This window comes from Bradyrhizobium sp. S3.3.6 (assembly GCF_040546905.1).
Lineage (GTDB): Bacteria > Pseudomonadota > Alphaproteobacteria > Rhizobiales > Xanthobacteraceae > Bradyrhizobium > Bradyrhizobium cytisi.
Genome location: NZ_JBEPOT010000003.1, coordinates 235,912 through 262,388, shown reverse-complemented (window position 1 = coordinate 262,388; position 26,477 = coordinate 235,912). Strand labels below are relative to the sequence as shown.

Below are 26,477 nucleotides of genomic sequence, written 5' to 3'. Positions count from 1 at the left end.
ATTCTCTAAGGTCCCTCCGCTAGACCCGCGAGCGCCATCGCTGCTCTGAGTTCATGCACCGTCGCTCTTCCCCCGGCTGTTCCCCCGCCGGCAGCCTGGAACGCCAGAGGGGCCGGATTCAGCGGAAGCCGCGTCACGTTGGCAGGGCCGCGCAGCGGCTCGAACATCATCGCCTGGCTTGCGCCGAATGGAATCCGGTCGAGCTGCCGAATGGCGCCGCGCATCTCGCGCAATCCCGCATTCAGGGGCATGGCGAGGGGCCGCTGATCGGACCAGACGCCGAGCGCGCGGGCTGCATCCGGCAACCCGGCCCCGGTCTGCCATGGATGGCCGATGGGCTGCGCCGTATCCTTCAGAATTTGGAACAGGCGTTCGACCCGATGGGCATCCTTGGCGACGAAGCTGCCCTTGAAGTCGATGTGGTCGGCGAGGATCAAGGCTGCGAGCGCGGCGACGTAAGCCGCCGCAATCGAGGTGCCATCGCAGACCGCGTAGCCGTCCGGCGACTGGCAGGCAATGACCGCAACACCAGGTGCGCAGAGGTCGAGTTCGGACCCGCGGCAAGAAAACGGCGGTACAAACAACCCGCCCGCCGCCGCAGTGGCGGCTGCGGCCTGCGCCGCCTGCGGACTGTCTTCCGGGAAGCTTCCCATCTGTCCGACCGCACCGACCGCCACGACATGCGGAGAACAGGCCGGAAACAGCATGCCCTCTCCGGCGTTGCCGGCGGCCGCGATGATGCTGACGCCTTGCTGCTTGGCCATGGCAATGTGCTGCTCAACCAGCACGGAGCCGCGCTCGCAACCGACTCCGACGCACGCCACGTCGATGCCGTTTTGCAGGCAATCATCGAGCGCTGCGATCAGGTCGCTGCAACGGGCATCCAGGGGAAGCTTGCAAACATGCAGCTCGCTGTCCGGGGCGTAGCCGCGGACGCCGTGATCTGCCTGTGCGGCCGCATTGATGATGCCGGCGCAAGGCGTGCCGTGGCCGGTGACGTCCTTTGACCATGAGCGATCTTCGCCACTTCGGGCATCGGTACCGTGTTTGATGTCAGCCAATTGCTTGTGGCTGGTCGCCACGCCGTTGTCGATGAGCGCGATCTTGACGTCAGCTCCACGGCAGTGGTCAGGAACCTGATCGAAGTGCATCGCTTCGCCGCCCCAATCCAGCCGGCCATGTAGCGGCAACGGTTTCAGGGTGAGGGTGTTTACCGCATCGGCCTCGATATAGGGCCGCTGTTGCCACAAGCCCCAATGGCCGGAGCGCGCACTGACGAAAATGGCGGCGATTGTTTCCGGTACTTCGCCCAGCAGCGCAAGATCGACGTTGCCATCACGGTCGGTCCGTCCTTGAGCTGACGCCTGCTCGCCAACGAGCCGCACAGTTGCATGTTCCACAGGTGCACCTGCTTCGCCGAGAACCCGGATCGTCACCTTCAAGTCCGGCCCGAGCGCGGTCATCGTCGTGGCCGCCGGGATGAAAGAGGAGGCCGAGCCGGCAAAGGATGCAGCCCGCAGATGGCTGTCCGGCTCGATGATCAGGCTGCCGGCCGTGGAGCGGCGCAAGGCGGCGGCGGCTTCGTCGGGCATGCGCACGATCGCAATTGGCGGGCCACTGACGCCGCGCTGGTCGTGGGTCCACAGGATGTTGCCGAACTGGTTCAGTTGTTCGGCCAGCGTTTGAGCGCTGATGCCGGCGCCCGCCGGCGCGATCATGTATTGAGTGGTGCGCACTGGTTTGCGTCGATTGTCGCTCGAGGTCGGTCGCGCATCATCTGGACTCGTTGCCATGGCGTCGCCTCCTTTGATTTCAGTGGATAGAAGATTGCGTGCGATCGATCGAAGCCTGTCGCAGCAACGGAAGGTGGGGATCGGCTGCGCGGGCGGCTTCGATCGCGCGATAGGCGAAATAGATCAGGTTGAAGGCCTGCGCAAAATCCCGCTCGGTAAACTTGTTGGCTGCCTGGGTGACGATCGAGACGCAGTTTTCGAGGCCCGCATGCTGTGCGGCGTTGGCCTCGAGATAGGCAGAGAGCGAACGCAGCGATTCTGCGGTCATGTCTCCGATCATGTTTTCCGCAGCCTGATGATCGAGCACCGGGTTCGGTATCGGGAAGGTGCCGGGCATGGTCCGGAACGGCTGCTCGAACCCTTGGGATTGCAGGCGCAAGAGCAGCGGCATCAGATTGCTGAGCAGGCCCACGAGTTGCTGAATGTCTGACGAGTGCCGCTGTGACGCGGTTGCGGCAGAGGGATTGGAATCCGACATGAGGGTTCTCCTTCGGAGGAAGCGTTCGCAACGGCAGGCGCGACCGCCGCTTTTGGCGGCGGTCGCGCCTTACCGCACGGTCAGATCATCCGCTGCTGGCCGTAGGCCTGAAGGTTACCGATGACCTGGGGAATGACGCCGATCAACTGGCGGGTGATGTCGGCGACATCTTGCTGCGTTAGTTGTCGCTGCTGGCCAAAGCCGGTCGGACCGCCGAATGCCGCCTGGAACTGCGGCGCGCCGAACTGCGCACCCCACATCTGCGCCGGCTGAGTCTGCGTCGGATAGCCGAGACCGAATTGACCAAGGCCTCCGAATTGACCCTGACCGGGACCGCCGTGCATGGCCGAATGCTGCATTTGGGGCTGGCCCTGCAGCATTCCCACGATCTGCGGCACGATGGGCAGGATCTGTCGCACGACCTCGCTCACGTCTTGCGGACTTAGCTGCCGCGGCGCCTGGCCGTAAGCCGCATAGCCCATTCCCGCGAACGGAGTCTGAGCTTGCGCGAGAATTTGAGGTAGCGCCGGTACCAATTGGCGCACGACCTCATTCACGTCCTGTGGCGAAAGCTGGCGCTGTTGGCCGCCCCAGTGCTGCTGTCCCCCACCCATTTGCCCGCCCCAGCCGGGGCCATATCCAGACGCGCCAAAGGGCGGCTGACCGCCGAACTGCCCGTATTGCTGTCCATAGGCAGCCTGGCCCAGTCCAAGACCGCCTCCTCCATACTGTTGGCCGCCTTGCGAACCGAAAGCTCCGGATCCCCATTGTTGCGGACCGAACTGTCCAAATGGCGAACCATGCGCGAGGTTCTGTTGAAGGGTGTCATAGTAGGTCATCGCTTGATCTCCTTGCGATGGTTGGTGCCCTCAGCCCAAAATCCTGCCCAGGCCGGTCGCATGCGCGACCCCTTCGCTGGAAATGGCCGTCCATCACGCCGGTGAGTCGGCGTTGGACCTTCAAGTTCAAATGCTTGGCACGGAAGTCTCAGCCGCAAGCAATATCACCCGCTTGGGAGGCGCGAGCTGCGTCCCCTCAAGGTGACAAGCCGACGGTGAAATGTTTTAGAGCGGCAAAATGATAGCCGTCGAGAGATATGGGAGCGGATTTTCCTCGCTGGCATGGTGGCCAGCCATTTATGTCTTACGTCCCGCTCAAGCGTTCGGCAATTACGCTGGTTTCTCCCCGGTTCTGCAATGAGCAGAGACGCGGAAAACGTACTCACCTCCAAATGGTTTCGCGCAAGCGCGGCGATATTTTGGCGGCAATCAAATTTCACAAAAGTTTCAAGCCGCGCGGATTTTCGTCAGCACTCTTTGCCTGGTTAGCGAGCCTTCCGATGTGCATCTGTGTCAACTTCAGCGAATGCTAATAGGCGAGGTTGAGCAATGTGCCGACGCGCTCGGAGGTGGCGGGATGGCTGCGAAGCAAGCGCATCGGATCATGCACGAATGCGGACGTGCGGCTTGGTGCAGAGCCGGTGTGATGACGCTCCAGCTTGTCGAGTGCGGCGATGAGCGCTCGCGAGTCGCCGGTCAGTTCGAGCGCCGTTGCATCTGCATCCAGTTCGCGAACGCGCGACAGAGCAAGTCCAAGGAGCTGGCCGAGAGTCGGTGCTGCGCTCAGCAGCATCGCCAATGGCCGGCTTGACGTCATGCCACCGTGATGATGGCTGGTTCGCAGCAGCGCGAGACCGGCGAGCGAGGTCCAATCGATTGCGTGTCGCAACGCTGTCGCCCAACCCATCGTCCGGGCGTCATTGTTGCGAATATGAGCGACTTCATGGGCCAATATCCCGGCAATCTCGTCGTGCGTCAGGCCGCGTAGCAGGCCTTCGGTCAACACGATCGCACTGCGTTCCGGTCCGCCGAGTGCATAGGCATTCATGTCGCGCGGTGCCGGCAGACAATAGAGATCCGGCAATCGCACCAGGCCGGCCCGGCTGCAAACTTTCGTCAGAATGGCGAACAGGTCCGGCACCGCGGCAGGGGACAGCAGGCGGGCGCCGAACCAGCGATACACATTCTCGCGCGAGAGGACCGTTTCGTCGGGACGGGGCGTGCTTCCCAACAGCGCCCGTTGCATGCCCTCGGCTCCGCCGGCGATCCAGCCGCAGATGGCCAGCAGCAATGTCATTGCAAGGATCGCCAATTGAGAAGATTGATGGTTCGCAGCCTGATGGGCGTGCCACCGATGCTGCAACCGCCACTGGTCTCTCGCGTTCAGCTCGATACGGCATCGCAGGAAGAGGCCTGCCTCTCCGGACGGCCAATGGATCTCCACGGTGACGGTAGAGCCGCGCCGTAAAACGCGCAGCATCTCTCGCGGCGCAAGTGGCACCAAAGCGAACGAAAGGCCTGGGGTGAGGCCGGCAGCGACATCCTGGCCGGGCCGATCACCACGCAACGCCATCAGGCTTACGCCAGCGTGAATCATCCCTGTCCCCTCGTGCGCCTTCAAGGCGAAAAGTTACGGGTCTCCCGGTACCTTGTCATGCGAGTTTCATGCCTTGGACACAGATAAGTCCCGGTATCCACAACGGGGGAACGTCCGATCCGCTTCGGTGCAAGCCGTCCGGATGAGACCTCAGGAACCGGGTTCTCTTCAAGCTAAACCATGGTTTGGTCCGATAACGCTTTATCGGCGCTCCACGTCGGAGACGACAGGTGTGAGCGCCGATTACAGTCGAGACACCAGGGAGGTTGCTTCTCAAATCGGCCGGAACTCGTCAATGTGCCGTCCGAAAACGATGGAAGCGGAGCAGTACCAATGTCGGACAAGGTCTCGCGTCGCCAGTTCGCGAAAATCGCGGGGTTGTCCGCAGCCGGAATGACGGCCCCCCTGGAGCTCGCCGACGCCATGCCGGCAGCGGTGCCGCATAGCGCCGGCGGCTTTCCGCAAAATTTCCTCTGGGGCACGGCGACCTCGTCCTATCAGGTCGAGGGCGCGGTCGAGGAGGACGGGCGAGGGGCCTCGATCTGGGACAAGTTCGTCCGCATCCCCGGCAAGATCGAGGACGGCACCAACGGCGACCGCGCCAACGAGCATTATCACCGCTACAAGGAGGACATTGCACTCATCAAGGAGCTCGGCTGCAAGGCCTATCGCTTCTCGGTGGCCTGGCCGCGGGTGTTTCCGGACGGCGACGGCAAGCCGAACCCGAAAGGGCTCGACTTCTACAATCGCCTGGTCGACGAGCTCCTGAAAAACGGCATCGAGCCGTGGCTGACGCTCTATCACTGGGACTTGCCGCAATCGCTGCAGGACCGTTTTGGTGGCTGGCGCTCGACCGAGACCTGCAAGATCTTTGGCGACTACTCGGCCTATGTCGCCGAGCACATGACCGATCGCGTCAGGAACGTCTTTACGCTGAACGAGAGCGGCCGTTTCGTCTATTTCGGCTACGGCATCGGCATCGATGCGCCGGGCTTGACCCTGCCGCAGGCTGAACTGAACCAGATCCGGCACAACAGCGCGCTCGCGCACGGGCTTGCGGTGCAGGCGGTGCGCGCTCATGGCCGACGCGGCACGCGCGTCGGGCCGGCCGAGAATATCGATGCCTGCATTCCCGCGATCGACACGCCCGAGAACGTCCGCGCCGCCGAGATCGCGCTGCGCGAGTTGAATGCCGGCTATCTCAACGTCATCATGACAGGCCGCTACACCGACGCATTCCTGAAATATGCCGGCGCCGCCGCGCCGAAATACACCGAGGCGGAATTAAAGATCATCTCCTCGCCGGTCGACTTCCTCGGCCTCAACATCTACGCGCCGCAGCACTACATCGTTGCGTCCGACCAGGGTGCGGGCTTCATGCCGCTGCCGATCCCGAAAGCGTTTCCGCACATGAATTCGGACTGGCTCCGCGTTGGCCCCGAGACGATCTACTGGGTGCCGAAGCTGGCTGCAAATATCTGGAAGACGGATGCGATCTATATCAGCGAGAATGGCACGTCCGGCGACGACCAGGTGATGCAGGACGGCAAGATCTATGACACCGACCGCATCATGTATCTGCGCAATTATCTCGCCCAGCTCCAGCGCGCCACCACCGAGGGCGTACCGGTGCGCGGCTACTTCCTCTGGAGCCTGATGGACAATTTCGAATGGGTGTTCGGGCTCAACAAGCGCTTTGGGCTCTATCACGTCAATTTCGACACCCAGGTGCGTACGCCAAAACTCAGCGCGAGCTTTTACCGCAACGTGATCGCAAACAACGCGGCGGGGGCGTAAACGCCGCGCATTGACTCCGCTCTCCCCGTGATTCAAAACCGCCTTCAACGCTCATGACAAGAGGACAACGCCATGACCGACGCGCTGATCATCGATGCCTGCCGCACCCCGCGGGGCGTCGGCAAGGCGGGCAAGGGAGCACTCTCCGGCATTCATCCGCAGCAGCTTGGCGCCACCGTGCTGCGCGCGCTCGCCGATCGCACCGGCATCAACACCGCCGATGTCGACGACATCGTCTGGGGCTGCAGCGCACAGGTCGCAACGCAGGGCGGCGATCTCGGGCGGATGTCGGCGCTCGATGCCGGCTATGACGTGCGCGCCAGCGCCGTGACGCTCGATCGCTTTTGTGGCTCCGGCATCACCAGCGTCAACATGGCGGCGTGCTCGATCATGGCTGGCGCGGAAGATCTCGTCATCGCCGGCGGATGCGAGATGATGTCGATGGAGGGGCGTCGCGGCGGCGGTCCGATGATGATGGATAGCGGTAATCTGCGCCTGCGTGCGCGGCACCCGCAGTCGCATCAGGGCGTCTGCGCCGATGCGATTGCGACGCTGGAAGGCATCACGCGGCAGGACGTCGATGCGCTCGGGCTCGAAAGCCAGAAACGGGCGGCGCAGGCGATTGCCGGTGGCCACTTCAAGAAGAGCCTCGTGCCCGTTCATCGCGAGGACGGCAGCCTCGCGCTCGACCACGAAGAATATCCGCGGCCGCAGACCACGATGGAAGGGCTCAGCAGCTTGAAGCCCGCCTTCCCCGCGATTGCCGATTATGCGCTGGACGACAAGGGCACGACCTATCGCGGCCTGATCCTGCAGAAATATCCTGATCTCAACATCGACTTCGTGCACCACGCCGGCAACTCGTCGGGTGTCGTCGATGGTGCCGCTGCGATCCTGTTGGCATCGCCGTCCTACGCCAAGGCGCATGGTCTCAAGCCGCGTGCCCGCGTGGTGGCGATGGCGAATATGGGGGACTCGCCGACCCTGATGCTGAACGCGCCGGTGCCGGCGACGCGCAAGGTGCTGGCGAAGGCCGGGCTCACCATCGATGACATTGATCTGTTCGAGATCAACGAGGCCTTTGCGGTCGTTGCGGAAAAATATATCCGCGATCTCAAGCTCGACCGCGCCAAGGTCAACGTCAATGGCGGCTCGATCGCGCTCGGCCATCCGATCGGCGCGACCGGCTCGATCCTGATCGGCACCGTGCTCGACGAGCTCGAACGGCGCGACCTCGAGCGTGGTCTCGTCACCATGTGCGCGGCCGGCGGCATGGCACCGGCTATCATCATCGAACGGATCTAGCCTTATTTTCTAGGGTGAAACGCGCTCCTCCTCGGGCAAAGAGGCCGGTCGTCGCTTGTCGAAAGCATCGAATCAGCTTTAGCAAGGCTGCTTGCGGGCCTTTGAAACAAGGCAAAAACCGCTGCCCGAGGTGCCTTCCGCTCAGGAAGCCGCTAAAATGCAGGGTTTTTTGCCTGAGGGGGCCAAAAAAGCCCGTAAAACCGCGACAAAACTGTGCAGAAGGCTCTAGGCCTTCGCCGGTTGGTCTAATATGCAACCGGCAACGAATCAGAGGAGACACGATGCCAGCCCAAATGTCCAAATCGCAGTTGATCGAAAAGATTGCGACCGCCACCGAGCTTTCCAAGCGCGACGTCAAGAGCGTCATGGAGACGCTGACCGACGTCGGCCACAAGGAGCTCAAGAAGAACGGCCTGTTCCTGGTGCCGGGCTTCGCCAAGTTCGTCGTCATCAAGAAGCCCGCGACCAAGGCGCGCAAGGGCACCAACCCGTTCACGGGTGAAGAGATGATGTTCAAGGCCAAGCCGGCCCGGAAGATCGTCCGCGCCCGCCCGGTCAAGGCTGCCAAGGACGCCGTGGCCTGATCACGCAAAGGCCCCCTCGATGAGAGGGGGCCTTTTGTACTGAGTATGTGACCGCGAGGGCTGAGGCGGAGGGGTTCAGCCCTTGCGGCGCTTCACCCGGACCGGGATCGGCTGAAGCCGCGGCTCGGGTCCTGCGAGCGCATCGCGCACCCGGTCGATGGCCCGATCCAGCAACTGACGCAGCCGCTGCGTCTTCCGCGATCGCTTCGCTTCTTCCAGCAGTTTCTTCATCACATCACTCCGCCGCTTCGACCTTGGCCTCAGCCGGCTCGAGCGCCGCCGCGATGGCCTCGTCGACGCGCTCCAGCCAGATGAATTCGAGGTTGTCCCGCGCGCTCTTCGGGATGTCGTCGTAGTCCCGCTTGTTGCGTGCCGGCAGCATCACCCGCTTCAGTCCGGCGGCGGCGGCGGCCACCACCTTCTCCTTGATGCCGCCAACCGGCAGCACCAGCCCTCGCAGCGAGATCTCGCCGGTCATGGCGGTGTCACTCCTCACCGTGCGATTGGTGAGCAGCGACGTCAGGGCCGTGAACATCGCCACACCCGCGCTCGGTCCGTCCTTCGGGGTTGCACCCGCCGGCACGTGAACGTGGATGTCGCTCTTCTCGAACACCTGGGGATCGATGCCGAGTTGCGTGGCTCTGCTCTTCACCAGCGTCATCGCCGCCTGCACGCTCTCGCGCATGACGTCGCCGAGCTGCCCGGTCAGGATCATCCCGCCGCGGCCGGGCACGCGCGAGGCCTCGATGAACAGGATGTCGCCGCCGACCGGCGTCCAGGCAAGGCCGGTGGCCACGCCCGGAATGCTGGTGCGCTGCGCGATCTCGCCTTCGAAGCGCGGCTGGCCGAGCACGGTGCCGATGTCGTTCGGCGTCACCACGACCTTCGCAGCCGTGCCTTCGGCGACCTGCACCGCGGCATGGCGGAACAGCTTGCCGATCTCGCGCTCGAGGTTACGCACGCCGGCCTCGCGGGTGTAACCCTTGACGACCAGCTTCAGCGCCTCCGGCTCGATCTCGGCCTGCTCGGCCGTCAGGCCGTTGGCCTCCAGCTGCCGCCGTACCAGATACCGCTTCGCGATCTCCAGCTTCTCCTCCTCGGTGTAGCCGGCAAGGCTGATCAGCTCCATGCGGTCCAAGAGCGGACCGGGAATCTGGTCCAGCATGTTGGCGGTCGCGATGAACACCACGCGCGAGAGGTCGAAGGGCACGCCCAGATAATTGTCCCGGAACGTTCCGTTCTGCTCGGGGTCGAGGACCTCCAGCATGGCGGCAGAGGGATCGCCCTGCACGCCGCGGCCCATCTTGTCGATCTCGTCCAGCATCATGACGCAGTTCCGCGTGCCAGCCTTTTTGATGCCCTGGATGATGTTGCCGGGCAGCGCGCCGATATAGGTGCGCCGGTGGCCGCGGATCTCGGCCTCGTCATGCACGCCGCCCAGGCTGACACGCACGAAGGGGCGATCCATCGCGCGCGCGATGGATTGGCCGAGCGAGGTCTTGCCGACGCCGGGCGGGCCGACGAAGCACAGGATCGGGGCCTTGCCTTGCGGTGCGAGCTTGCGCACCGCCAGATATTCGATGATCCGGCTCTTGATCTTCTCCAGGCCGAAATGATCGGCATCCAGGATGCGGCGCGCTTCCTTGATGTCGATCGGCTTCTCCGCGGGCAGCGCCCACGGCAGCTCGATCAGCCAGTCGAGATAAGTGCGGACCATGCCGGATTCACCGGCGGCCTCGGGCATGCGCTCGTAGCGGCGAAGCTCCTTCTTCGCATGCGCATCCGCTTCCGGCGGCATGTTGGCCTTGGCAATGGCAGCCGTCAGCTCGGCGACTTCGGCGGCCTTGCCGTCGCCTTCGCCCAGCTGACGCTGAATGGTCGCCATCTGCTCGCGCAGGATCGCCTCGCGCTGCCGCTCGTCGAAGCTGGCGCGAGTCTTCTGGCCGATCTCGTTGGAGATGCGCAGCACCTCCAGCCGCTCGGCCAGATGCTTCGACACCTTCTCGACGCGCAGAGCGAGGTCGATGGTCTCCAGCACCTCCTGCTTGTCCTGCGGCTTGATGTCCATGAACGAGGTCGCCAGATCCGCCAGCGCGCCGGGCGCGGTGGTGTTCTGGAACATCGCGACCAGCTCGGGCGGCGCCTGCGGCAGCAGCTCGATCGCCTCGATGGCCTGGCGCTGCAGGTTCAGGGCCCGCGCCTCGATCTCGGGCGAATTCGTGATCGGCTCGGGGATCTGCTGGATGCGCGCGGCCGGGAACGGCGTCCCCGGCAGGAAGTCGAGGATGCGCGCGCGCTGCACGCCCTGGCAGACGATGTGATGGCTGCCGTCGGGCGCGGTGATGTAGCGCACGATGTTGGCGATGGTCGCGACGCGATAGAGATCGTCCGGGCCGGGCTCCTCGGTCTCGGGGCTACGCTGCAGGACGATGCCGATCGGCCGCTGCTCGCGCAGCGCCTGCTGTGCGGCGGCGACGGACTTCGGCCGCGCGATCGCGATCGGCGCGATGGCGCCGGGGAACAGCACCATCTCGCGCACGGGGATGATGATCAGTGCGTCTTCGGGGATCTTCACGTCAGGACTGGTCTGTGCGGTAGTCATCTGTTCGGTGGCCATGATCGACCTCAGGATTTGGCGAGGCGCAGAGCGACGCAACCGTCCATCACGAAGCGGCTGATGGCGTAGCGGCCGAGGGGAAGCGCGATCCGCCGCTCGAAGCGGCCCTGCGGCAGCTCGAGCCGGTGGATGCGGGCGTTGCGAAGCTCCGGCGGAAGCGTGCGCTGGCCGGAGATGACGAGCACGCCGTCCTCGATCACCGTCTCGACATTGTCCGGGCTGACGCCGGGAAGCGCGACCAGGATCAGGAGCTCATGCTCGGTCTCGAGCACGTCGATCGGCGGCTCCCAGCAGGCTTCCTGGCGGCCGAACTGCTGGCGCAGCCGTTCGCCGCGGGTCAGCTGGTCCAGGGCTTCGGACAGCATCCAGTCGAAGGGGTTTTTGGGTTGCATGGCAAAAACTCGGGGAAGGCGCTGTGGTTGGAAAGCGAGGATATGGTGATGGTTCCAGCAAATTCCAGCATCGCGCGCTTGGAGCATGCCTGGCTCCTCGAAGCGGAGCAGGCCCTTGCAGTCTGACGCATCGACGCCGCGGAGTTGTTCCGCGGCGCCGAAGGCGATAGTCACGATCATCATCGCGATCGTGCTCGCGGTCTGCCTGCTCTGCATGCTCTGTTTCGTCTCGGCGAGCCTGATCGCGCGGACGCTGGGGCGCACCGGTAATGCCGTGCTGTCGCGCGTCCTCGGCATGCTGTTCGCGGCCTATTCGGCGCAGTTTGTGATCAACGGGATCGCGGCCGTCCGGGCGAGCCTGTCATTAGGCTGCGGCAATCTGTTAATCTGTTGATTTTACGATATAATTATCGGTGTGGCGGGCTCGCCGGCACCTGAACAGGTCCGCTTTCGCTTGCACTGCCATGTTGCTTTGACGTACTTCGGGTCTAACAAGCGCCCATCGCCAAGAAGGTCGACAAGAAGGTCGGATGAAATCGGGATGTCGATGACAACGGACGAGCTCGACAAGAGACAGGCCATCATCGACGCCTGCCGCCGCATGAACGCGCTCGGCATCAACCAGGGCACGTCCGGCAATATCAGCCTGCGGCATGGGGACGGGCTCTTGATCACGCCCACCAGCGTACCCTATGACGTCATGACGCCGGACCAGATCGTCTTCATGGCGATGGACGGCTCGCATGCCCCCGGCCAGAAGCCGTCCAGCGAGTGGCGCTTCCATCTGGACATCCTGAAGGCGCGTGCCGACGTCAACGCCGTCGTGCACGCCCATCCGACCTATTGCACCATTCTGGCGATCATGGGCATGGACATCCCGCCCGTGCACTACATGATTGCGGCCGCCGGCGGCGACAGCATCCGCTGCGCGCCCTATGCCACTTTCGGCACGGCGGAGCTGTCCGGGCATGCGGTGCGCGCGCTGGTCGGCCGGCTTGCCTGCCTGCTCGACCATCACGGCATGATCGCGATCGGCGCGACGCTCGACAAGGCGATGTGGCTCGCCGTCGAGGTCGAGACGCTGGCGCGGCAATATCACGGCTGTCTCCAGATCGGCAAACCGCCGCTGCTGTCGAGCGCCGAAATCGAACGGGTCCGCCAACGCATGGCCGGCTACGGCATGTCGGAGGGGTAGGGCAGGCGTGTTCGCGCGGATCAGATATTTCGTCGACGGCAAGGGGACGAACCGCACCATGGTCCGGCTGCGCGCGCTCCTGCGCAGCAACGAGTTCTACCTGATCCCGCTGGCGCTCGTGATCGGCACGCTGGCCGGCGCGATCGTGACGCTGATGGCCGAGATCGCGCAGATCGCCCATGTCGTGATCTACGGCATTCCGATCGACGTGCGCCTCTCCGCCAACACCTATATCAGTCCCTGGGCGGCGATGATCGCGCCGGCGCTTGGCGGTCTGGTGCTCGGCATCATGGAATGGTGGCGGCGACGGCTGAAGCTCTCGAGCGCAGTCGACCCGATCGAGGCCAATGCGCTGCGCGGCGGCAATCTGTCGATGCGTGACAGCGTGGTGGTGTCGAGCCAGACCCTGATCTCGAACGGCTGCGGCGCCTCGGTCGGCCTTGAGGCCGGCTACACCCAGATCGGCTCGGGCATCGCCTCGCTGCTCGGCAAGTTCTTCAATCTCCGCCGGAACGACCTCCGCTTGATCGTGGGCTGCGGCGCTGCGGCGGCGATCGCGGCGGCCTTCGGCGCGCCGATCACCGGCGCCTTCTACGCCTGCGAGCTGATCGTCGGCGTCTATTCGGTCGGCAGCGCAGCCCCGATACTGGCGGCCTCGCTCGCGGGCGCGCTGACCGCGCAATGGCTCGGCGGTGCGCCTTATTCGATCGAAATTCCCAGGGTTAGCGCCGTCGGCGTCGAGCAATATCTCGCATTGATCGTGCTCGCACTCGTCACCAGCGGCGTCGGCATCGCGGTGATGCGCTCGTCCTCGGTGTTCGAGCGGCTATTCAAGTGGCTGCCGGTCTGGCTGCGCCCGGTGATCGGCGGTCTCATCGTCGGCGGCTTTGCGATCATCACGCCGCAGGTGCTCGCGGCCGGCCACGGCGCCATGGTGCTCGATCTCTTCCACGACATGACCATCGGCCTGATCGCGATCATCATCGCGCTGAAGGTGACGGCCTGCCTGATCTCGCTGGCCTCCGGTTTCCGCGGCGGTCTCTTTTTCGCCTCGTTGTTCGTCGGCAGCCTGATCGGAAAGTTCTTCTCGGGTGTCCTGCTGCTGATCAGCCCGAATTTCGTGATCGATCCGCTAGTGGCGATGCTGACCGGCATGGCGACGCTCGGCGTCGCCATCGTCGGCGGTCCCCTGACCATGTCGTTCCTCGTGCTCGAGATGACCCGCAATGTCGACGTCACCGCCGTGGTGCTGGCTGGCTGCATCGTCACCTCGATCTGCGTCCGCTTCATGTTCGGCCACTCCTTCTCGACCTGGCGCCTGCATCTGCGCGGCGAGACCATCCGCAGCGCCAACGACGTCGGCTGGCTGCGCAACCTCACCGTCGAGCGGCTGATGCGCTCCGATGTCGGCAAGGTGCCGTCGACCACCACCATCGCCGCGACACGGGGGGAATTCGCGTTGGGGTCGCGGCCCGGCATCGTCATCGTCAACAATGCTGACGAATATGTCGGCCTCGTCCTGCTGCCCGATTTGTTCTCCAGCGACCTCGACGCCATCGCCGACGATATCCAGGTCATCGAGCTCGCACGCCTGACCGAGATCGTTCTGATCCCGGAAATGAACGTGAAGAGCGCGATGGCGGTGTTCGACGAGGCCGAGGCCGAGATGCTGGCGGTGGTCGATTCCACCGACAGCCGCAAGGTCGTCGGCTTCCTCACCGAGACCTTTGCCCGGCGCCGCTATGTCGAGGAAATCGACAAGGCAACGCGCGGCGTGCTGGGCGCATTGTCGTAAAGCGCGCGCCGCGCCCCGGGCAAGTTGACGCTGGCACGCGCAGCGGACTTGCCAGATCGTTCACAACCTCTAGGCTAGCGATGGACGGCGGGGCTGGTGCCTGGCCGCATTCAGCGACGAGGGACGTGCGATGTCGGACACGCTTCGCCTGTTGCTTGCCTTGCTCGAGCTAGGGCCCCGGTTGAAGGATCTGCTGGGCGACAAATGGCTCCCTTACGGCGAAGAATTGCAGGAGCTCGCCGGGCGCGCCGGCCGCGGCGAAGATCCGGACAAGCTTCGCCGGTCGCTCGACCTGCTGGTCGTACGGCTGCTTGCGGAGCCGCCGGCCATGGAGCTTGTCGAGCGCTTGATGGCAGACATGGCGGCGCCCACCACCGCCAGGGAGACCGTGACCCGTCGCGGCCGGGTGTCGCCGCCCGTCGTCCCGGACACAGTCCGGCCGACCACGAATGAGACGACCGGCGTCGTCACCATCCCGGTCTTCTACGGCACCGACCGCGCCCGGGGCGACGACACGCCGGCGCGTTATTTTGGCGGCGCGCGCGGCACGCTGTCCTTAGGCGTCGCGGAGGTCAGCGTGCCCACGCGCGGCCGCGACCTCGGCGAGCTCACCGGTCCCAGTTGGTGGCACTTCGAATTCTCGGCCAATCCCGAAAAGCACGTGATCCTCAAGACCGTCGGGGCGCTTGGCCGGGATGCCTTCGTCACGAGCCTGAAGGACTCGCTTGCCGCGGCGAGCGATCATGACGTCCTAATCTTCGTGCACGGCTACAACGTGACGTTCGAGGATGCGGCGCGGCGGGCCGGGCAGCTTGCCGTGGATTTGAAATTCGCAGGCCGGACGCTGCTGTATAGCTGGGCGTCGGCGGCTGACACCAGGAAGTACACGGTGGACGAGAGCACGATCGACTGGTCGCGCGATCATTTCGAGGCGTTTCTCCAGCTCGCGCTCGGCGAAATCGGCGCCGGCAAGGTTCACATCATCGCCCACAGCATGGGCAATCGCGCGGTGATCAACACGCTCGAACGCGTCACCTCCTGGCAGCTGCCGGCCGGCGCCGCAAAGCTCGGTCAGATCATCTTTGCCGCGCCCGACATCGACCGCGACCGCTTCATCCAGCTCGCGGCGAAGTTCAAAGGCTGTGCTGCGCGCGTCACGCTCTATGCCTCGTCGCGCGACGTGGCGCTGCTGGCCTCGAAATTCGTGCACGGCTATCCCCGGGCGGGCGAGGCCGGCGAGGCCCTGACGATCGTTGACGGCATCGATACGATCGATGCGTCGCTGGTCGACACCAGCCTGGTCGGCCTGCACCACTCCTATTTCGGCGAGAAGCGTTCGATCCTGAACGACATGTTCAATTTGATCGCACAGCAACTCGCCCCCGACCGGCGCTTCGACCTCCAGGCCTCAGGCGATGCACTCCGGAAATACTGGAGCTATCGGGCCTAGAGGTCGTGCGTGGTGTCATCCGGGTTGATCCAAAGCGTTCCAAGCGTGGCAGATTGCCGCCATCACGAAACCATTTCAGTGCTTTGCGCATTATATGCTGTTTCCATATCTTTCATTGGGCGAGAACAGAGGACGTGAAGATGAGTGACAGGTCCGTGAATTCGAGAGTTGGCCGCAACGCAGCGCTGGCCGCGTTCGCCAGTCTGGCCCTGGTCGCGGCGTCTATCTCGCCGTCGGCCGCCGCGTCCCCCACGCCGGCCAGGGCAACGCCCTCGACCGTGGCAGGGCAAGGCTCATCCAATGCTACCGATTTCAGCTCTGCGCGGCGTCGCCACTATTACCGGCGCGGACCGAACGCTGCGGGCCTCGCCTTCATGGGCGTCGCGGCCGGTCTGATCGGAGGCGCGATCGCCGAGAGCCGGCGCCAGGAGTACTACGACAACTATTACTATGGCGGCCCGCGCTATTATGGTCCCGGCTACGGCTACTATGGCGGCCCGCGCTACTACAATCCGTATTGAGGGTTGCCCGACGGGCAAAACACCTGCGCGCGGCCTGTCAACCTCTCCCGGTAAAAATATTCCGCTTTACCGAAATTCGGAAATGACGTATGTATCGCCCATCCCGGCTCGACCTGGAGGGGCGATCGTACGTCGTCACTGATCGAGAGCCGGACTTGCGGTGGACGCGGCAGCGTCGGCACGAGAGGTTAAGGGCAGGGCGGGTAGTCCCCGTGAGTCCGCGGCCACGTGTAGACGGACGGCGCTGAGCGCGTACGGCAAAATCGTGTGGTCCTGGCCGTCGTCGCTACGGCCAAGCTTTTCGCGGAGGTGCGGAGCGCCCAACCGGGTTAACCGCATCGCTAATCTGCGAGGCGAGGGAGGCCAGAAGGAATTCGGCTCCCGGGAGAGCACGGCATAAGCCGTCAACCCACTGCGCAGGGAAGGCCGTGTGTTCGGCTTCACCTGTATGCCGCTGTGCATTTTTCCTTGCGCTACTTGCGCACAGCGGACCGTGGGTGCGAGGTCAGCACCCGGCCTTCCCTGCGCCCTCTTGGACAAGAGGGTGGAGTGACCAGGCAAAGCTCGGGCGAAATCAGCCGCGAGAATGCGAAGGTGTGTCTGCGAGTTGGAACATGCATTGGAGGATGGCAATGCCGCCCCTTGCTCCGTCATTGCGAGCGCAGCGAAGCAATCCAGTCTGTCCCGCGGAAAGACTCTGGATTGCCTCGCTGCGCTCGCAAGGACGAGGTTGGAGCAACCGCGCTCTACCCTCCCAACATCACCTGCCCGCAGGCGCCGACATTGCGCCGTTGGCGTAGCGCGACCAGTCGGGGACGGTCGGCTGCGATGGCCACACGGCGGCGTTGGAGTCGCGGACCGATTGGGTGATGGGAGCAGGCTGGGGCTTGCGGGCGTGATGGCGGTCGCTCGCCGCGGCGGTCTGGATGGTGATGGCGGTTATCAGCGTAGCGCCAAGAATGGCAAGAGTCTTCTGCATGGTTGTTTCTCCCGTGACGACGCTTCCGACTGAGGACGATCTCATCTGCGCGTCGTTGACGCTCACATGGCGATGCGTCCGGCCGAGTGTCACCGTCGCCGGCTTCACGATCGGCAACGCGGCTTCACGATGGGGCGAGCAACTTTTTTGGTCCCGGCTAAATATTCGGCAATCGCCCGGCCGGGCCCGATGGACTTGACCGGCGCAATCCGGTTGAATAGGGCCAATGAAGGTTTCAGGCGCGACAACGATGTCGAAATATCTGCTGGTCCTGCTTTTGATCGCCTCGCCGGCTGTGGCGCAGGTGAAACCTGCTCCCAAAACCTCGGCGGCGCGTCCCGACCCCTGCGCGCCGATCGGACGCACCGCGGACGGCAAGCTGGTCTATTCCATGAAGTGCGACAACCTGCCGGCGCCGCCTCCGCCCCCGCCGCAGGCGGAACTGAAGGAGGCGCCCGCACCGGCTGCCGAGTCCGAGCCTGAGGTGCGGCGGAGCGGTCTGTTCGGCTGGTCTTACGACCGCAGGTGAGGAGCGAGCGCCACTTGCGCGAAGCTCGCTGGAATGCTCTTTGCTTGCAAGTTCCCCGTGGGGCCACCGTCCCCGATCCAGAGAGATGAGATGAGCAAACTCGTTATCCGCGCCGGCGATTTCACCTTCGACGCCCGCTTCGAGGAGCAGGCGGCGCCCAAGACCGTCGCGGCGTTCCGCAAGGCGCTGCCGTTCGAGAGCCATATCATCCATGTGCGCTGGAGCGGCGAAGGCGTCTGGATGCCGCTCGGCGATCTCGACTTCGGCGTCGGCTACGAGAACCACACGAGCTATCCCGCACCCGGGCAGATCATCCTCTATCCCGGTGGCATCAGCGAGACCGAGATCCTGATGGCCTATGGCGGCGTGCATTTCGCCAGCAAGATGGGCCAGCTCGCCGGCAACCACTTCATCACGGTAACCTCGGGCCTCGAGAATCTCGCGACGCTGGGCAAGAGCGTGCTGTGGAAGGGCGCACTGCCGATCCGCTTCGAGGAAGTCTGAGTGACTGACGCCCGCTACCCGCGCGATCTCCGCGGTTACGGCCGCAATCCGCCGCATCCGCAATGGCCCGGCGACGCGCGGGTCGCGGTGCAGTTCGTCGTCAATTTCGAGGAAGGCGGCGAGAACAACATTCTGCACGGTGACCGCGCGTCGGAAGCGTTCCTGTCCGACGTGCTGGGCGCGCAGCCCTGGCCCGGCCAGCGTCATGCCAATATCGAATCTATGTTCGAATATGGCTCGCGCGCCGGCTTCTGGCGGCTGTGGCGGATATTCAACGAGCGCAAATGGCCGACCACCGTGTTCGGTGTCGCCACCGCGCTGAAGCGCAATCCGGAAATCGTCGCCGCGATGAAGGAGTCCGGCTGGGACATCGCGAGCCACAGCCTGAAATGGATCGAGCACAAGGATATGACCGAGGCGCAGGAGCGCGCCGAGATTGCCGAGTCGATCCGCGTCCATACCGAGGCGACCGGTTCTCGGCCGCTCGGCTGGTACACCGGCCGCTCCTCGATCAACACCAACCGTCTGCTGATGGAGGAGGGCGGCTTCCTCTATCTCTCTGATTCCTATGCCGACGATCTGCCCTATTGGGTCAAGGGCGCGACGGGCAAACAGCTCATCATTCCCTATACGCTCGATGCCAACGACATGCGCTTCATCAACCCGCAAGGCTTTGCCGAGGGCGAGCAATTCCACACCTATCTGAAAGATGCCTTCGACGTGCTCTATGCCGAGGGTGAGACCGCGCCGAAGATGATGTCGGTGGGCCTGCACTGCCGTCTCGCCGGCCGGCCGGGTCGCGCGGCGGGCCTGATCCGCTTTCTCGACTATATCAGCAAGCACGAGCGCGTCTGGGTGCCGACGCGGCTGCAGATCGCGCAGCATTGGCACGACAAGCTTGCGCATCTTGCCGCCGACGCGTTCGAGATCGGGTAGGGAAGCAATGTCGCAGATCGCCTTGTCTGATCTCAATGCCGCGAGCTTCGACGATTTCGTCGCTGTACTTGAAAACGTGGTCGAATATTCGCCTTGGATTGCTCAAGAAGCCGCGGCGCGCCGTCCGTTTGCCGGCATCAATCCACTGCTCGACGCGATCAAGGCGGCGATCGCGAGCGCCGAGCCCGAGGTGCAACTGGCGCTGATACGCGCGCATCCCGACCTCGCCAACAAGACCCAGCGCGCAGCGGGACTCACGCCTGACTCGAGTGCCGAGCAGAACAGCGCCGGTCTCGACCGTCTGTCGGACACCGAACATGCGGCCTTTGAGCGGGCGAACAATGCGTATCGCGAAAAATTTGGCATCCCGTATATCGTCTGCGCGCGCCGGCACACCAAGGATTCCATCCTGCAGGACTTCGAGGCGCGACTGCAGAACATCGCTAAGACCGAGACACGCCGCGCCCTCGAGGAAATATCTCGTATCGCTGCTCTGCGGCTCGACCAGCTCGTCATCGCGGATGACAAACTCAAGGTGCACGGCCGGCTCTCGACGCATGTGCTCGATAATCACGCGGGCAAGCCCGCGCCGGGCATCGCGGTCGAGTTGATTGAGCTCGCGAGTCTCGGCGAGAGCCGCGTCATCGCGCGCACCCTCACCAATGTAGACGGCCGCACCGACCAGCCGCTGATCGGCGGACGTCCGCTGCCGATCGGCCGCTACGAGCTTCGCTTCAGCGTCGCCAAATACTACGCCGAGCGCAACGTGCAGCTGTCAGATCCGCCATTCCTCGACGATATCCCGCTGCGGTTCGCGATCAGCGAGCCGGAGAGCCACTATCACGTGCCGCTGCTGGTGACGCCCTGGAGCTATTCGACCTATCGCGGCAGTTAGTCGCCGAACTTGTCGTGCAGCGCCGGAAACAACCGATCCGGCTTGAAAGGCGGTGTGGTGAAGCGGATCCCGGTGGCATCGGCAATCGCATTGCCCAGTGCGGCTGCGACCGGATTGTACGGGCTCTCGCTCATCGACTTCGCCCCTAACGGTCCGATCGTGTCGGATGTCTCGGCGAACAACACTTCCGTGCGCGGCACGTCCGCGAAGGACGGCAGATGGTAATCGCGGAATTTGGGATTGGTGACGCGGCCATTCGCATCGATCACCATCTCCTCGTAGAGCGCAGCACCAAGCGCCTGCGCAACACCGCCCTCGACCTGGCCGCGGCACTGCATGGGATTGGCGACAACGCCCGCATCCGCTGCCTGCACGCTCCTGAGAATCCTGATCTCACCGGTGCCCTTGTTCACGGCGATGCGAAAGCCCTGCACGTTGAAGCCGACGGATCTCGGCGTTCCCTCGGAATTGCCGTGCGCGACGAGCGGACGACCCGCCTCGCGCGCGAGCTTCGCCAGCTCGGCAAAGGACATTCGCCGCACGCCGCTGACGACGAACTCGCCCTCGAGCGTGCAGGTCGCGACATCGCAAAGCCATGCGCTGGCGGCGGCCGCCTTCAATTCGGTCGCAAGCTGCATGGCTGCGGCTTGCGTCGCCTTGCCGGCAACGAACGTGCCCGTGCTGCCATAGGCGCCGGTGTCGTGGCCGCCATGGGCGGTGTCGGACTGGCGCTGGCGGATCCTGTCGACGGTGGTCGCGAGAACGGTCGCGGCGATCTGCCCGTGCACGGTGCTGGTGCCGTTGCCGAACTCGGCGGTGCCGACGGTGAGATCGAAGCCGCCATCGTCGTTGAGCGCGATCATCGCGTCGGCCATGTGGCCGGCCGGCGGCACCGTGTCGATCATGGTCAAGGCAACGCCATCACCGATCAGCCATTCGCCCGACAGCTCGGGCTGCGGGCCATCGGCCTGCATCGCGTGCTCGACGAGGTCGATGCACTGGTCGAGACCGTACGAGCCGTACAGCACGTCGTGATATTCGGACGGCGGCGGCGACAGCATGGGATTGCCGGGCTTGACGATGTTGCGCCGGCGCATCTCGTAAGGGTTGATGCCGAGCTGCTTGGCCAGCTCGTCGATCGCGGCCTCGACCGCGATCAGCGTCTGCGGCAGGCCATAGCCGCGAAATGCGCCCGCCGGCACCGTGTTGGTGTAGACCGCAAAGCCGTCCACCTTCTTGTTCGGGCAATTATAGACGGCAATGGACTCGGACAGCGAGTGGAACATCACGGGGCCGGCGTGATTGCCGTAAGCGCCGGTATTGGAGAGCACGTCGAGCTGCAGCGCGGTGAGCCTGCCGTCGGCATCGGCGCCGGCCTTGATATGAACCCGCATCGGGTGCCGCGTCGAGGTCGCGATGAACTGTTCCTCACGCGTGAGCTCGAGCTTGACGGGCCGCTCCGTCTTCAGCGCGGCGAGTGCCAGAATATCCTCGACGAACATCTCCTGCTTGCCGCCAAAACCGCCGCCGACGCGCTCGCAGAACACGCGGACCTTATCCATCGGAAGTTGAAAGATGTCCGAAAGCGCACGCCGGGTCAGGAACGGCACTTGCGTCGAGGTGCGGATGTTGAGGACACCTGCATCGTCAAGCCAGGCGAGGCCGCCATGGGTCTCCAGCGCCGCGTGCTGCACACGGTGGCTGTGGAAGGTGGCATCAAAGGTGACCGCGGATGTGGCGAGGGCGGAGGCCACATTGCCGAATTCGCCATGCGTCTCCGCGACGAGATTGCGCCGCGCGTCGGCAACGCGGTTCGCGCCGGTCCGATCGGGATGCACGAGCGGCGCGCCCGCCATCATTGCCTGTTCGGGATCGATCAGCGCAGGCAAGATCTCGTAGTCGACCTTCAGCAATCGGCATGCCTCCTCGGCCGCGCCTTCGCTCTCGGCGACGACGGCGGCGACCTTCTGGCCGATGAAGCGGACGACGTCGTCGAGGATGCGGGTATCCTCGGGGTCCATCCAGTCCTTCTCATGCCGCGCCGTCGAGAACAGCACCGATGGGGCGTCCTCGTGCGTCAGGACCGCGTGCACGCCGGGCACGGCCATCGCCGCCGATCTGTCGATCGCGACAATTCTTGCGTGCGCATGCGGCGAGCGCAGAAGCTTGATGTGCAGCAGGCCTTCGACCTGCGTGTCAAATGTGTAGCGCGCCGTGCCGCGGACGACGTCCGGGCCCGCGGGCGCCGGCAGGCTGCGGCCGAACGCGCCGCCGGCCTCGACGCTATTATCGACATTGGACTTGCCGTGGATCGCGTCCTCGATCGCGCCATAGCCAGTGCAGCGACAGATGTTGCCCTTCAGCGCGGCGCCAAGATCGGTGCGCTGCGCCTGGTCCAGCGTGGCGCAGGTGAGGATCATGCCGGCCGTGCAGAAGCCGCACTGGAATCCCTGCGCGTCGAGGAAGGCTTGCTGCATCGGGTGCGCGCCATGTTCGCCGCCGAAACCTTCGATCGTGGTGATTGCGCGTCCCTCTGCGCGAAACGCGGGGATCAGGCAGCTGTGCACGGGCTCACCGTCGAGCAGCACGGTGCAGGCGCCACAGTCGCCGGCGTCGCAGCCTTTCTTCACCCCGAAATGGCCAAGCTCGCGCAGGAACGTGCGCAGGCACTGGCCGGCGCGTGGGGCTTGCGGAAATGTCGCGCCATTGACCTCGAAGCTCATGGCGGCGTTGCTCCCAGGAGCTCGACGCGGATCTCCTCGGCGAGCCGCAGCGTCATGTGCTTGCGCCAGAGCGGCTTGCCATGAATGTCGGTGTGATAGAGATCATCCGTGATTGCCTCGGCTACTGCCGAGCGAAGCGCGTTCGCATCGGGTGGCTTTGGAAACGACAACGGAATCGGGCGCACGGTCGATGCGGTCACGGTCAGCTTCAGCGCGCCAGCGCTGTCAAGGCTTCCGATCAGAAGGGCCGCGGAGCGGCCGACCGGCGCGAGCGAGATCTGGCGAAACGCGGAGCGGCGCTTCAGTGCGGCAAGTGGAATGTCGATCTGCCGCAGCAGATCGCCCGGCGACAGGCGGTTGCGCTGGTTGCCCGTGACGAATTCGACGATCGGAATCCTCTGCTCGCCGCCGCCGGCTTTCCAGATCGTGCAGACGCCATCGAGCGCGGCGGTGAGCGAGATCATCGGTCCTGCCGGCAGCGACATGCAGAGATTGCCACCCACGGTCGCCGTCTTCCAGATCTTGAAGGAGGCGAGAAAAGCGCGGCAGCATTGGCTGATCAGCGGTGCCGCGAGCCAGTCGGTCGGGCAGGTGAGCGCATCGAGTTGCGAGATCGTGCAGGTCGCGGCGATGCTGAGGTGGCTCTCGGTAATCGTCAACGCCGGCCATTTCAGATCGGTGAGATCGATCAGCCGTGTGAGGTGGACTTGCGGCTCCGAGAACAGCCACGTGCCGCCCGCGAGCCAAGCATCACCTGGCGTCCAAGCGGGCAATTGCGCGCGCGTTTGCGGATGGGCGACCGCTGTGATGGTATTCAAGTCCATGGCTGCGCCAACGCTTCCACCGAACGCATTATTCTCTCGGAAAGTCTTGCAAGACCAGCGCCAAGTGGCAACAACAAGTCGCAGCAATAACGCGCTCGGGATGGCCTCCGCCTTGCAGGCCATTCGTTAACGAGGGCGAGGAGAAACAGGATCATGAGCGACGCAAAGCCGATCTGGATCAGGGATCCCCTGGCCATTCTCGCCGATGGTGCCGGGCGCGGTGTAGTCGTGAGGGATGGTCGCATCATTGAACTCGTGCCGGCCGGTGGCACGGCCGCGACGGCAGATGTCACGGTGTTCGATGCGAGCGAACATGTCGTGCTGCCGGGTCTCATCAACACCCATCATCATTTCTACCAGACGTTGACGCGGGCACTGCCGGCGGCGATGGACCGCGAGCTGTTCCCCTGGCTGCAGGCACTCTATCCGGTGTGGGCGAGGATGACGCCGGAATCGCTGGAGCTCGGTGTTACCCTGGCGATGTCCGAGCTGCTGCTGTCCGGCTGCACCACCACGACCGACCATCACTATGTTTTCCCGGCGGGGCTCGAAGAGTCCGTCGACATCGAGGTCGGCGTCGCAAAGCGGCTCGGCGTGCGCGTGCTGCTGACGCGAGGTTCGATGAACCTGTCGCAGCGCGACGGCGGCCTGCCGCCGGATAGCGTCGTGCAGGACGAGGATACGATCCTCGCCGATAGTGCGCGTGTTGTGGCAAAATATCACCAGCGTGGTGCGGATGCGATGGTGCAGATCGCGCTTGCGCCCTGCTCGCCCTTCTCGGTAACGACCTCGCTGATGCGCGGCACCGCCGATCTCGCCGACAAGCTCGACGTGCGCCTGCATACCCATCTCGCCGAAACCGAGGATGAGAACAAATTCTGCCAGCAGATGTATGGCTGCCGTCCGCTCGACTATCTCGAGCAATGCGGCTGGCTTAATTCGCGGACCTGGCTCGCCCACGGCATCTTCTTCAATGCCGACGAGATGAAGCGGCTCGGCAAGGCCAAGACCACCATCAGCCATTGTGCGTGCAGCAATCAGTTGCTGGCCTCCGGATGCTGTCCGGTGTGCGAGATGGAAGAGGCTGGCGTCGGCATCGGCATCGGCGTCGACGGCTCGGCCTCCAACGACGGATCGAACCTGATGCAGGAGGTGCGGGCCGCGTTCCTGCTGCAGCGGGCGCGCTACGGTGTGACCAGGGTTAGCCACAAGGATGCGCTGCGCTGGGCTACCAAGGGCTCGGCGGCGTGTGTCGGTCGGCCGGAGTTGGGCGAGATCGCGGTCGGCAAAGCCGCCGACCTCGCGCTGTTCAAGCTGGACGAGCTGCGCTTCTCCGGCCACGGTGATGCCGTGGCTGCACTGGTTCTGTGCGGGGCGCATCGGGCCGATCGGGTGATGGTGGCGGGGAATTGGGCCGTGGTCGATGGCGCGATCCCGGGACTGGACGTGCCGGACCTCATCCGCCGGCACAGTTCCGCGGCGCGGGCGATGCGGGCGGGGTAAAATAGAAGGAGGGGGCGACCACAAGTGCCGGGTGCTTCTGGCCACCCCCTCCGAACCTCCTCCGGGAGGAGCAGGTGATTTAGTCAATGCAAGAAGCGTGCTACTTGCCCGGCAGCTTGTCGTCGATACCCTTGACGTAGAAATTCATGCCGAGGATCTGGCCGTCGGCGAGATTGGCGCCGCCCTTGCACTCGATCTCCTTGCCGTCCTGCCCAATCACCGGGCATTTGAACGGGTGCAGCTTGCCCGCGGTGATTGCCGCCTGGGCATCCTCGGCGATCTTCTTCACGTCGTCAGGCATGTTGGTATACGGCGCCATCGCGAACATGTGGCTGTCGAGACCGCCCCAGCTGTCCTCGGACTTCCAGGTGCCGTCGAGCTCGGCCTTGACGCGTTCGATGTAGTAGGAGCCCCAGGTGTCGAGGATCGAGGTCAGCTGGGTCTTGGGCCCGAACTTGATCATCTCGGAGTCCTGGCCGAAAGCGAGCTTGCCGCGTTCGCTGGCGATCTGCATCGCGGCGGGCGAATCCGTGTGCTGCATGATGATATCGGCACCCTGGTCGATCAGTGCCTTGGCGGCGTCGGCCTCCTTGCCTGGATCGAACCAGGTGTTGGCCCAGATGATCTTGACCTTGATGTTCGGGTTGATGGTCTGCGCCGCGAGGATCGTCGCGTTGATGCCGGAGACGACCTCGGGAATCGGGAACGAGCCGATATAGCCGAGCACGCCGGACTTCGACATCTTGGCCGCGATCAGGCCTTGAATGTAGCGGCCCTGATACCATTTGGCCGAATAGGTCGACATGTTCTTGTCGCGCTTGTAGCCAGTGGCGTGCTCGAAATGCACGTTCGGATATTTTTTGGCGACCTTCAGCGTCGGGTCCATGTAGCCGAACGAGGTGGTGAAGATCAGCTTGTTGCCGGCGCGGACCAGTTGCTCGATCGCGCGTTCGGCATCGGGTCCTTCCGGCACGTTTTCGAGATAGGTGGTCTCGATCTTGTCGCCGAGCTCCTTTACCAGAGCCTGCCGGGCGAGCTCATGCTGATAGGTCCAACCGAGATCGCCGATCGGGCCGAGGTAGATGAAGCCGACCTTCAGCTTGTCGGCGGCGGAGGCTGCGCTGACGCTCCCGGCAAGCAGAAGGCCGGCAACCAGCGCAAGAAGTGATTTCCTCATTATCAATCTCCAAACATCAGGGGAAAGCCACGATCCGCAACGTG

At 64.2% G+C, this 26,477-nt stretch carries 23 protein-coding genes and 1 pseudogene; 13 read left to right on the top strand and 11 right to left on the bottom strand.

The window, feature by feature from the left end:
• Positions 1-5: 5 nt before the first annotated feature.
• From ABID59_RS10085 to ABID59_RS10070, 4 genes are all read right to left on the bottom strand, one after another.
• Positions 6-1,736: a S8 family serine peptidase gene (locus ABID59_RS10085; RefSeq protein WP_354083292.1), complete on the bottom strand. Its 1,731-nt coding sequence runs from the start codon at positions 1,734-1,736 to the stop codon at positions 6-8.
• 76 nt (positions 1,737-1,812) lie between these two features.
• Complete coding sequence (locus ABID59_RS10080) at positions 1,813-2,271, bottom strand: hypothetical protein (protein ID WP_148755778.1); 459 nt, start codon at positions 2,269-2,271, stop codon at positions 1,813-1,815.
• An 80-nt stretch (positions 2,272-2,351) separates the two neighbouring features.
• The gene (locus ABID59_RS10075) at positions 2,352-3,110 is read right to left on the bottom strand and encodes a hypothetical protein (protein WP_148755777.1); all 759 of its coding nucleotides are present in this window, start codon (positions 3,108-3,110) and stop codon (positions 2,352-2,354) included.
• Between the two features lie 529 nt (positions 3,111-3,639).
• Positions 3,640-4,707 carry a M48 family metalloprotease gene (locus tag ABID59_RS10070; protein WP_354083291.1) on the bottom strand — a complete coding sequence of 356 codons (1,068 nt, stop codon included), beginning with the start codon at positions 4,705-4,707 and terminating at the stop codon, positions 3,640-3,642.
• Positions 4,708-5,040: 333 nt separating this feature from the next.
• Here ABID59_RS10070 and ABID59_RS10065 point away from each other — a divergent pair, with 333 nt between their 5' ends.
• The 3 genes from ABID59_RS10065 (at position 5,041) to ABID59_RS10055 (ending at position 8,393) form a co-directional block, all read left to right on the top strand.
• Entirely contained in the window at positions 5,041-6,504 is a 1,464-nt protein-coding gene (locus tag ABID59_RS10065) for a GH1 family beta-glucosidase (protein ID WP_354083290.1), read from the top strand.
• 72 nt (positions 6,505-6,576) lie between these two features.
• Entirely contained in the window at positions 6,577-7,809 is a 1,233-nt protein-coding gene (locus tag ABID59_RS10060; protein ID WP_354083289.1) for an acetyl-CoA C-acetyltransferase, read from the top strand.
• A gap of 281 nt (positions 7,810-8,090) precedes the next feature.
• Positions 8,091-8,393, top strand: a complete 303-nt coding sequence (locus ABID59_RS10055; RefSeq protein ID WP_008139488.1) for an HU family DNA-binding protein — start codon at positions 8,091-8,093, stop codon at positions 8,391-8,393.
• A 75-nt stretch (positions 8,394-8,468) separates the two neighbouring features.
• Here the strand turns inward: ABID59_RS10055 and ABID59_RS10050 are convergent, their stop codons facing one another.
• The 3 genes from ABID59_RS10050 to ABID59_RS10040 are packed head-to-tail and all read right to left on the bottom strand — an operon-like array spanning position 8,469 to position 11,402.
• Positions 8,469-8,624, bottom strand: coding sequence for a hypothetical protein (locus tag ABID59_RS10050; RefSeq protein WP_167358281.1), 156 nt, complete (start codon positions 8,622-8,624; stop codon positions 8,469-8,471).
• 4 nt (positions 8,625-8,628) lie between these two features.
• On the bottom strand, positions 8,629-11,010 hold the full coding sequence (gene lon, locus ABID59_RS10045) for an endopeptidase La (protein ID WP_354035428.1): 2,382 nt from the start codon (positions 11,008-11,010) through the stop codon (positions 8,629-8,631).
• A gap of 8 nt (positions 11,011-11,018) precedes the next feature.
• Positions 11,019-11,402, bottom strand: coding sequence for an Hsp20/alpha crystallin family protein (locus ABID59_RS10040; protein ID WP_354083288.1), 384 nt, complete (start codon positions 11,400-11,402; stop codon positions 11,019-11,021).
• A gap of 169 nt (positions 11,403-11,571) precedes the next feature.
• Here ABID59_RS10040 and ABID59_RS10035 point away from each other — a divergent pair.
• The 5 genes and pseudogenes from ABID59_RS10035 to ABID59_RS10015 form a co-directional block, all read left to right on the top strand.
• Positions 11,572-11,796: pseudogene (locus ABID59_RS10035) on the top strand (MarC family protein); the annotation flags it as partial.
• Positions 11,797-11,943: 147 nt separating this feature from the next.
• Positions 11,944-12,597: a class II aldolase/adducin family protein gene (locus ABID59_RS10030; RefSeq protein ID WP_354083287.1), complete on the top strand. Its 654-nt coding sequence runs from the start codon at positions 11,944-11,946 to the stop codon at positions 12,595-12,597.
• 7 nt (positions 12,598-12,604) lie between these two features.
• Positions 12,605-14,392: a chloride channel protein gene (locus tag ABID59_RS10025; protein WP_354083286.1), complete on the top strand. Its 1,788-nt coding sequence runs from the start codon at positions 12,605-12,607 to the stop codon at positions 14,390-14,392.
• Positions 14,393-14,522: 130 nt separating this feature from the next.
• Positions 14,523-15,842, top strand: coding sequence for an alpha/beta hydrolase (locus ABID59_RS10020; RefSeq protein ID WP_354083285.1), 1,320 nt, complete (start codon positions 14,523-14,525; stop codon positions 15,840-15,842).
• Between the two features lie 140 nt (positions 15,843-15,982).
• Positions 15,983-16,363, top strand: coding sequence for a hypothetical protein (locus tag ABID59_RS10015; RefSeq protein WP_354035436.1), 381 nt, complete (start codon positions 15,983-15,985; stop codon positions 16,361-16,363).
• Positions 16,364-17,123: 760 nt separating this feature from the next.
• Here ABID59_RS10015 and ABID59_RS10010 read toward each other — a convergent pair.
• Positions 17,124-17,342, bottom strand: coding sequence for a hypothetical protein (locus ABID59_RS10010; protein ID WP_187435114.1), 219 nt, complete (start codon positions 17,340-17,342; stop codon positions 17,124-17,126).
• A gap of 250 nt (positions 17,343-17,592) precedes the next feature.
• Here ABID59_RS10010 and ABID59_RS10005 point away from each other — a divergent pair, with 250 nt between their 5' ends.
• The 4 genes from ABID59_RS10005 to uraD all read left to right on the top strand — a co-directional run bounded on the left by ABID59_RS10005 (position 17,593) and on the right by uraD (position 20,206).
• Positions 17,593-17,871 carry a hypothetical protein gene (locus tag ABID59_RS10005; RefSeq protein WP_354083597.1) on the top strand — a complete coding sequence of 93 codons (279 nt, stop codon included), beginning with the start codon at positions 17,593-17,595 and terminating at the stop codon, positions 17,869-17,871.
• A 90-nt stretch (positions 17,872-17,961) separates the two neighbouring features.
• The gene (locus tag ABID59_RS10000) at positions 17,962-18,375 is read left to right on the top strand and encodes a DUF3830 family protein (protein ID WP_027531871.1); all 414 of its coding nucleotides are present in this window, start codon (positions 17,962-17,964) and stop codon (positions 18,373-18,375) included.
• Positions 18,376-19,311: an allantoinase PuuE gene (gene puuE / locus ABID59_RS09995; protein WP_354083284.1), complete on the top strand. Its 936-nt coding sequence runs from the start codon at positions 18,376-18,378 to the stop codon at positions 19,309-19,311.
• Between the two features lie 7 nt (positions 19,312-19,318).
• Complete coding sequence (gene uraD, locus ABID59_RS09990; protein ID WP_354083282.1) at positions 19,319-20,206, top strand: 2-oxo-4-hydroxy-4-carboxy-5-ureidoimidazoline decarboxylase; 888 nt, start codon at positions 19,319-19,321, stop codon at positions 20,204-20,206.
• On the opposite strand, the gene ABID59_RS09985 is transcribed toward uraD, so the two are convergent.
• Both ABID59_RS09985 and ABID59_RS09980 read right to left on the bottom strand, forming a co-directional pair.
• Positions 20,203-22,929: a molybdopterin-dependent oxidoreductase gene (locus ABID59_RS09985; RefSeq protein ID WP_354083281.1), complete on the bottom strand. Its 2,727-nt coding sequence runs from the start codon at positions 22,927-22,929 to the stop codon at positions 20,203-20,205. The genes uraD and ABID59_RS09985 overlap by 4 nt on opposite strands.
• On the bottom strand, positions 22,926-23,753 hold the full coding sequence (locus ABID59_RS09980; protein ID WP_354083280.1) for an FAD binding domain-containing protein: 828 nt from the start codon (positions 23,751-23,753) through the stop codon (positions 22,926-22,928). Before ABID59_RS09980 ends, ABID59_RS09985 begins: the two co-directional genes overlap by 4 nt.
• A gap of 153 nt (positions 23,754-23,906) precedes the next feature.
• On the opposite strand from ABID59_RS09980, the gene ABID59_RS09975 reads away from it, so the two are divergent.
• Entirely contained in the window at positions 23,907-25,256 is a 1,350-nt protein-coding gene (locus ABID59_RS09975; protein ID WP_354083279.1) for an 8-oxoguanine deaminase, read from the top strand.
• Positions 25,257-25,356: 100 nt separating this feature from the next.
• Here ABID59_RS09975 and ABID59_RS09970 read toward each other — a convergent pair whose 3' ends face one another.
• Positions 25,357-26,433, bottom strand: a complete 1,077-nt coding sequence (locus tag ABID59_RS09970; RefSeq protein ID WP_354083278.1) for a BMP family ABC transporter substrate-binding protein — start codon at positions 26,431-26,433, stop codon at positions 25,357-25,359.
• Positions 26,434-26,477 lie beyond the last annotated feature (44 nt).

Excerpts from the sequence above, each read along its gene's own strand:
- ABID59_RS10060 (WP_354083289.1), top strand. The coding sequence starts at position 6,577 with ATGACCGACGCGCTGATCATCGATGCCTGCCGCACCCCGCGGGGCGTC.
- ABID59_RS10005 (WP_354083597.1), top strand. The coding sequence starts at position 17,593 with ATGTCGAAATATCTGCTGGTCCTGCTTTTGATCGCCTCGCCGGCTGTG.
- ABID59_RS10020 (WP_354083285.1), top strand. The coding sequence starts at position 14,523 with ATGTCGGACACGCTTCGCCTGTTGCTTGCCTTGCTCGAGCTAGGGCCC.
- ABID59_RS09975 (WP_354083279.1), top strand. The coding sequence starts at position 23,907 with ATGAGCGACGCAAAGCCGATCTGGATCAGGGATCCCCTGGCCATTCTC.
- ABID59_RS09985 (WP_354083281.1), bottom strand. The coding sequence starts at position 22,929 with ATGAGCTTCGAGGTCAATGGCGCGACATTTCCGCAAGCCCCACGCGCC.
- ABID59_RS10015 (WP_354035436.1), top strand. The coding sequence starts at position 15,983 with ATGAGTGACAGGTCCGTGAATTCGAGAGTTGGCCGCAACGCAGCGCTG.
- ABID59_RS10075 (WP_148755777.1), bottom strand. The coding sequence starts at position 3,110 with ATGACCTACTATGACACCCTTCAACAGAACCTCGCGCATGGTTCGCCA.
- ABID59_RS09970 (WP_354083278.1), bottom strand. The coding sequence starts at position 26,433 with ATGAGGAAATCACTTCTTGCGCTGGTTGCCGGCCTTCTGCTTGCCGGG.
- ABID59_RS10040 (WP_354083288.1), bottom strand. The coding sequence starts at position 11,402 with ATGCAACCCAAAAACCCCTTCGACTGGATGCTGTCCGAAGCCCTGGAC.
- ABID59_RS10030 (WP_354083287.1), top strand. The coding sequence starts at position 11,944 with ATGTCGATGACAACGGACGAGCTCGACAAGAGACAGGCCATCATCGAC.
- ABID59_RS10080 (WP_148755778.1), bottom strand. The coding sequence starts at position 2,271 with ATGTCGGATTCCAATCCCTCTGCCGCAACCGCGTCACAGCGGCACTCG.
- ABID59_RS10055 (WP_008139488.1), top strand. The coding sequence starts at position 8,091 with ATGCCAGCCCAAATGTCCAAATCGCAGTTGATCGAAAAGATTGCGACC.
- uraD (WP_354083282.1), top strand. The coding sequence starts at position 19,319 with ATGTCGCAGATCGCCTTGTCTGATCTCAATGCCGCGAGCTTCGACGAT.
- lon (WP_354035428.1), bottom strand. The coding sequence starts at position 11,010 with ATGGCCACCGAACAGATGACTACCGCACAGACCAGTCCTGACGTGAAG.
- ABID59_RS10065 (WP_354083290.1), top strand. The coding sequence starts at position 5,041 with ATGTCGGACAAGGTCTCGCGTCGCCAGTTCGCGAAAATCGCGGGGTTG.
- ABID59_RS10050 (WP_167358281.1), bottom strand. The coding sequence starts at position 8,624 with ATGAAGAAACTGCTGGAAGAAGCGAAGCGATCGCGGAAGACGCAGCGG.
- ABID59_RS10070 (WP_354083291.1), bottom strand. The coding sequence starts at position 4,707 with ATGATTCACGCTGGCGTAAGCCTGATGGCGTTGCGTGGTGATCGGCCC.
- ABID59_RS09980 (WP_354083280.1), bottom strand. The coding sequence starts at position 23,753 with ATGGACTTGAATACCATCACAGCGGTCGCCCATCCGCAAACGCGCGCG.
- ABID59_RS10000 (WP_027531871.1), top strand. The coding sequence starts at position 17,962 with ATGAGCAAACTCGTTATCCGCGCCGGCGATTTCACCTTCGACGCCCGC.
- ABID59_RS10010 (WP_187435114.1), bottom strand. The coding sequence starts at position 17,342 with ATGCAGAAGACTCTTGCCATTCTTGGCGCTACGCTGATAACCGCCATC.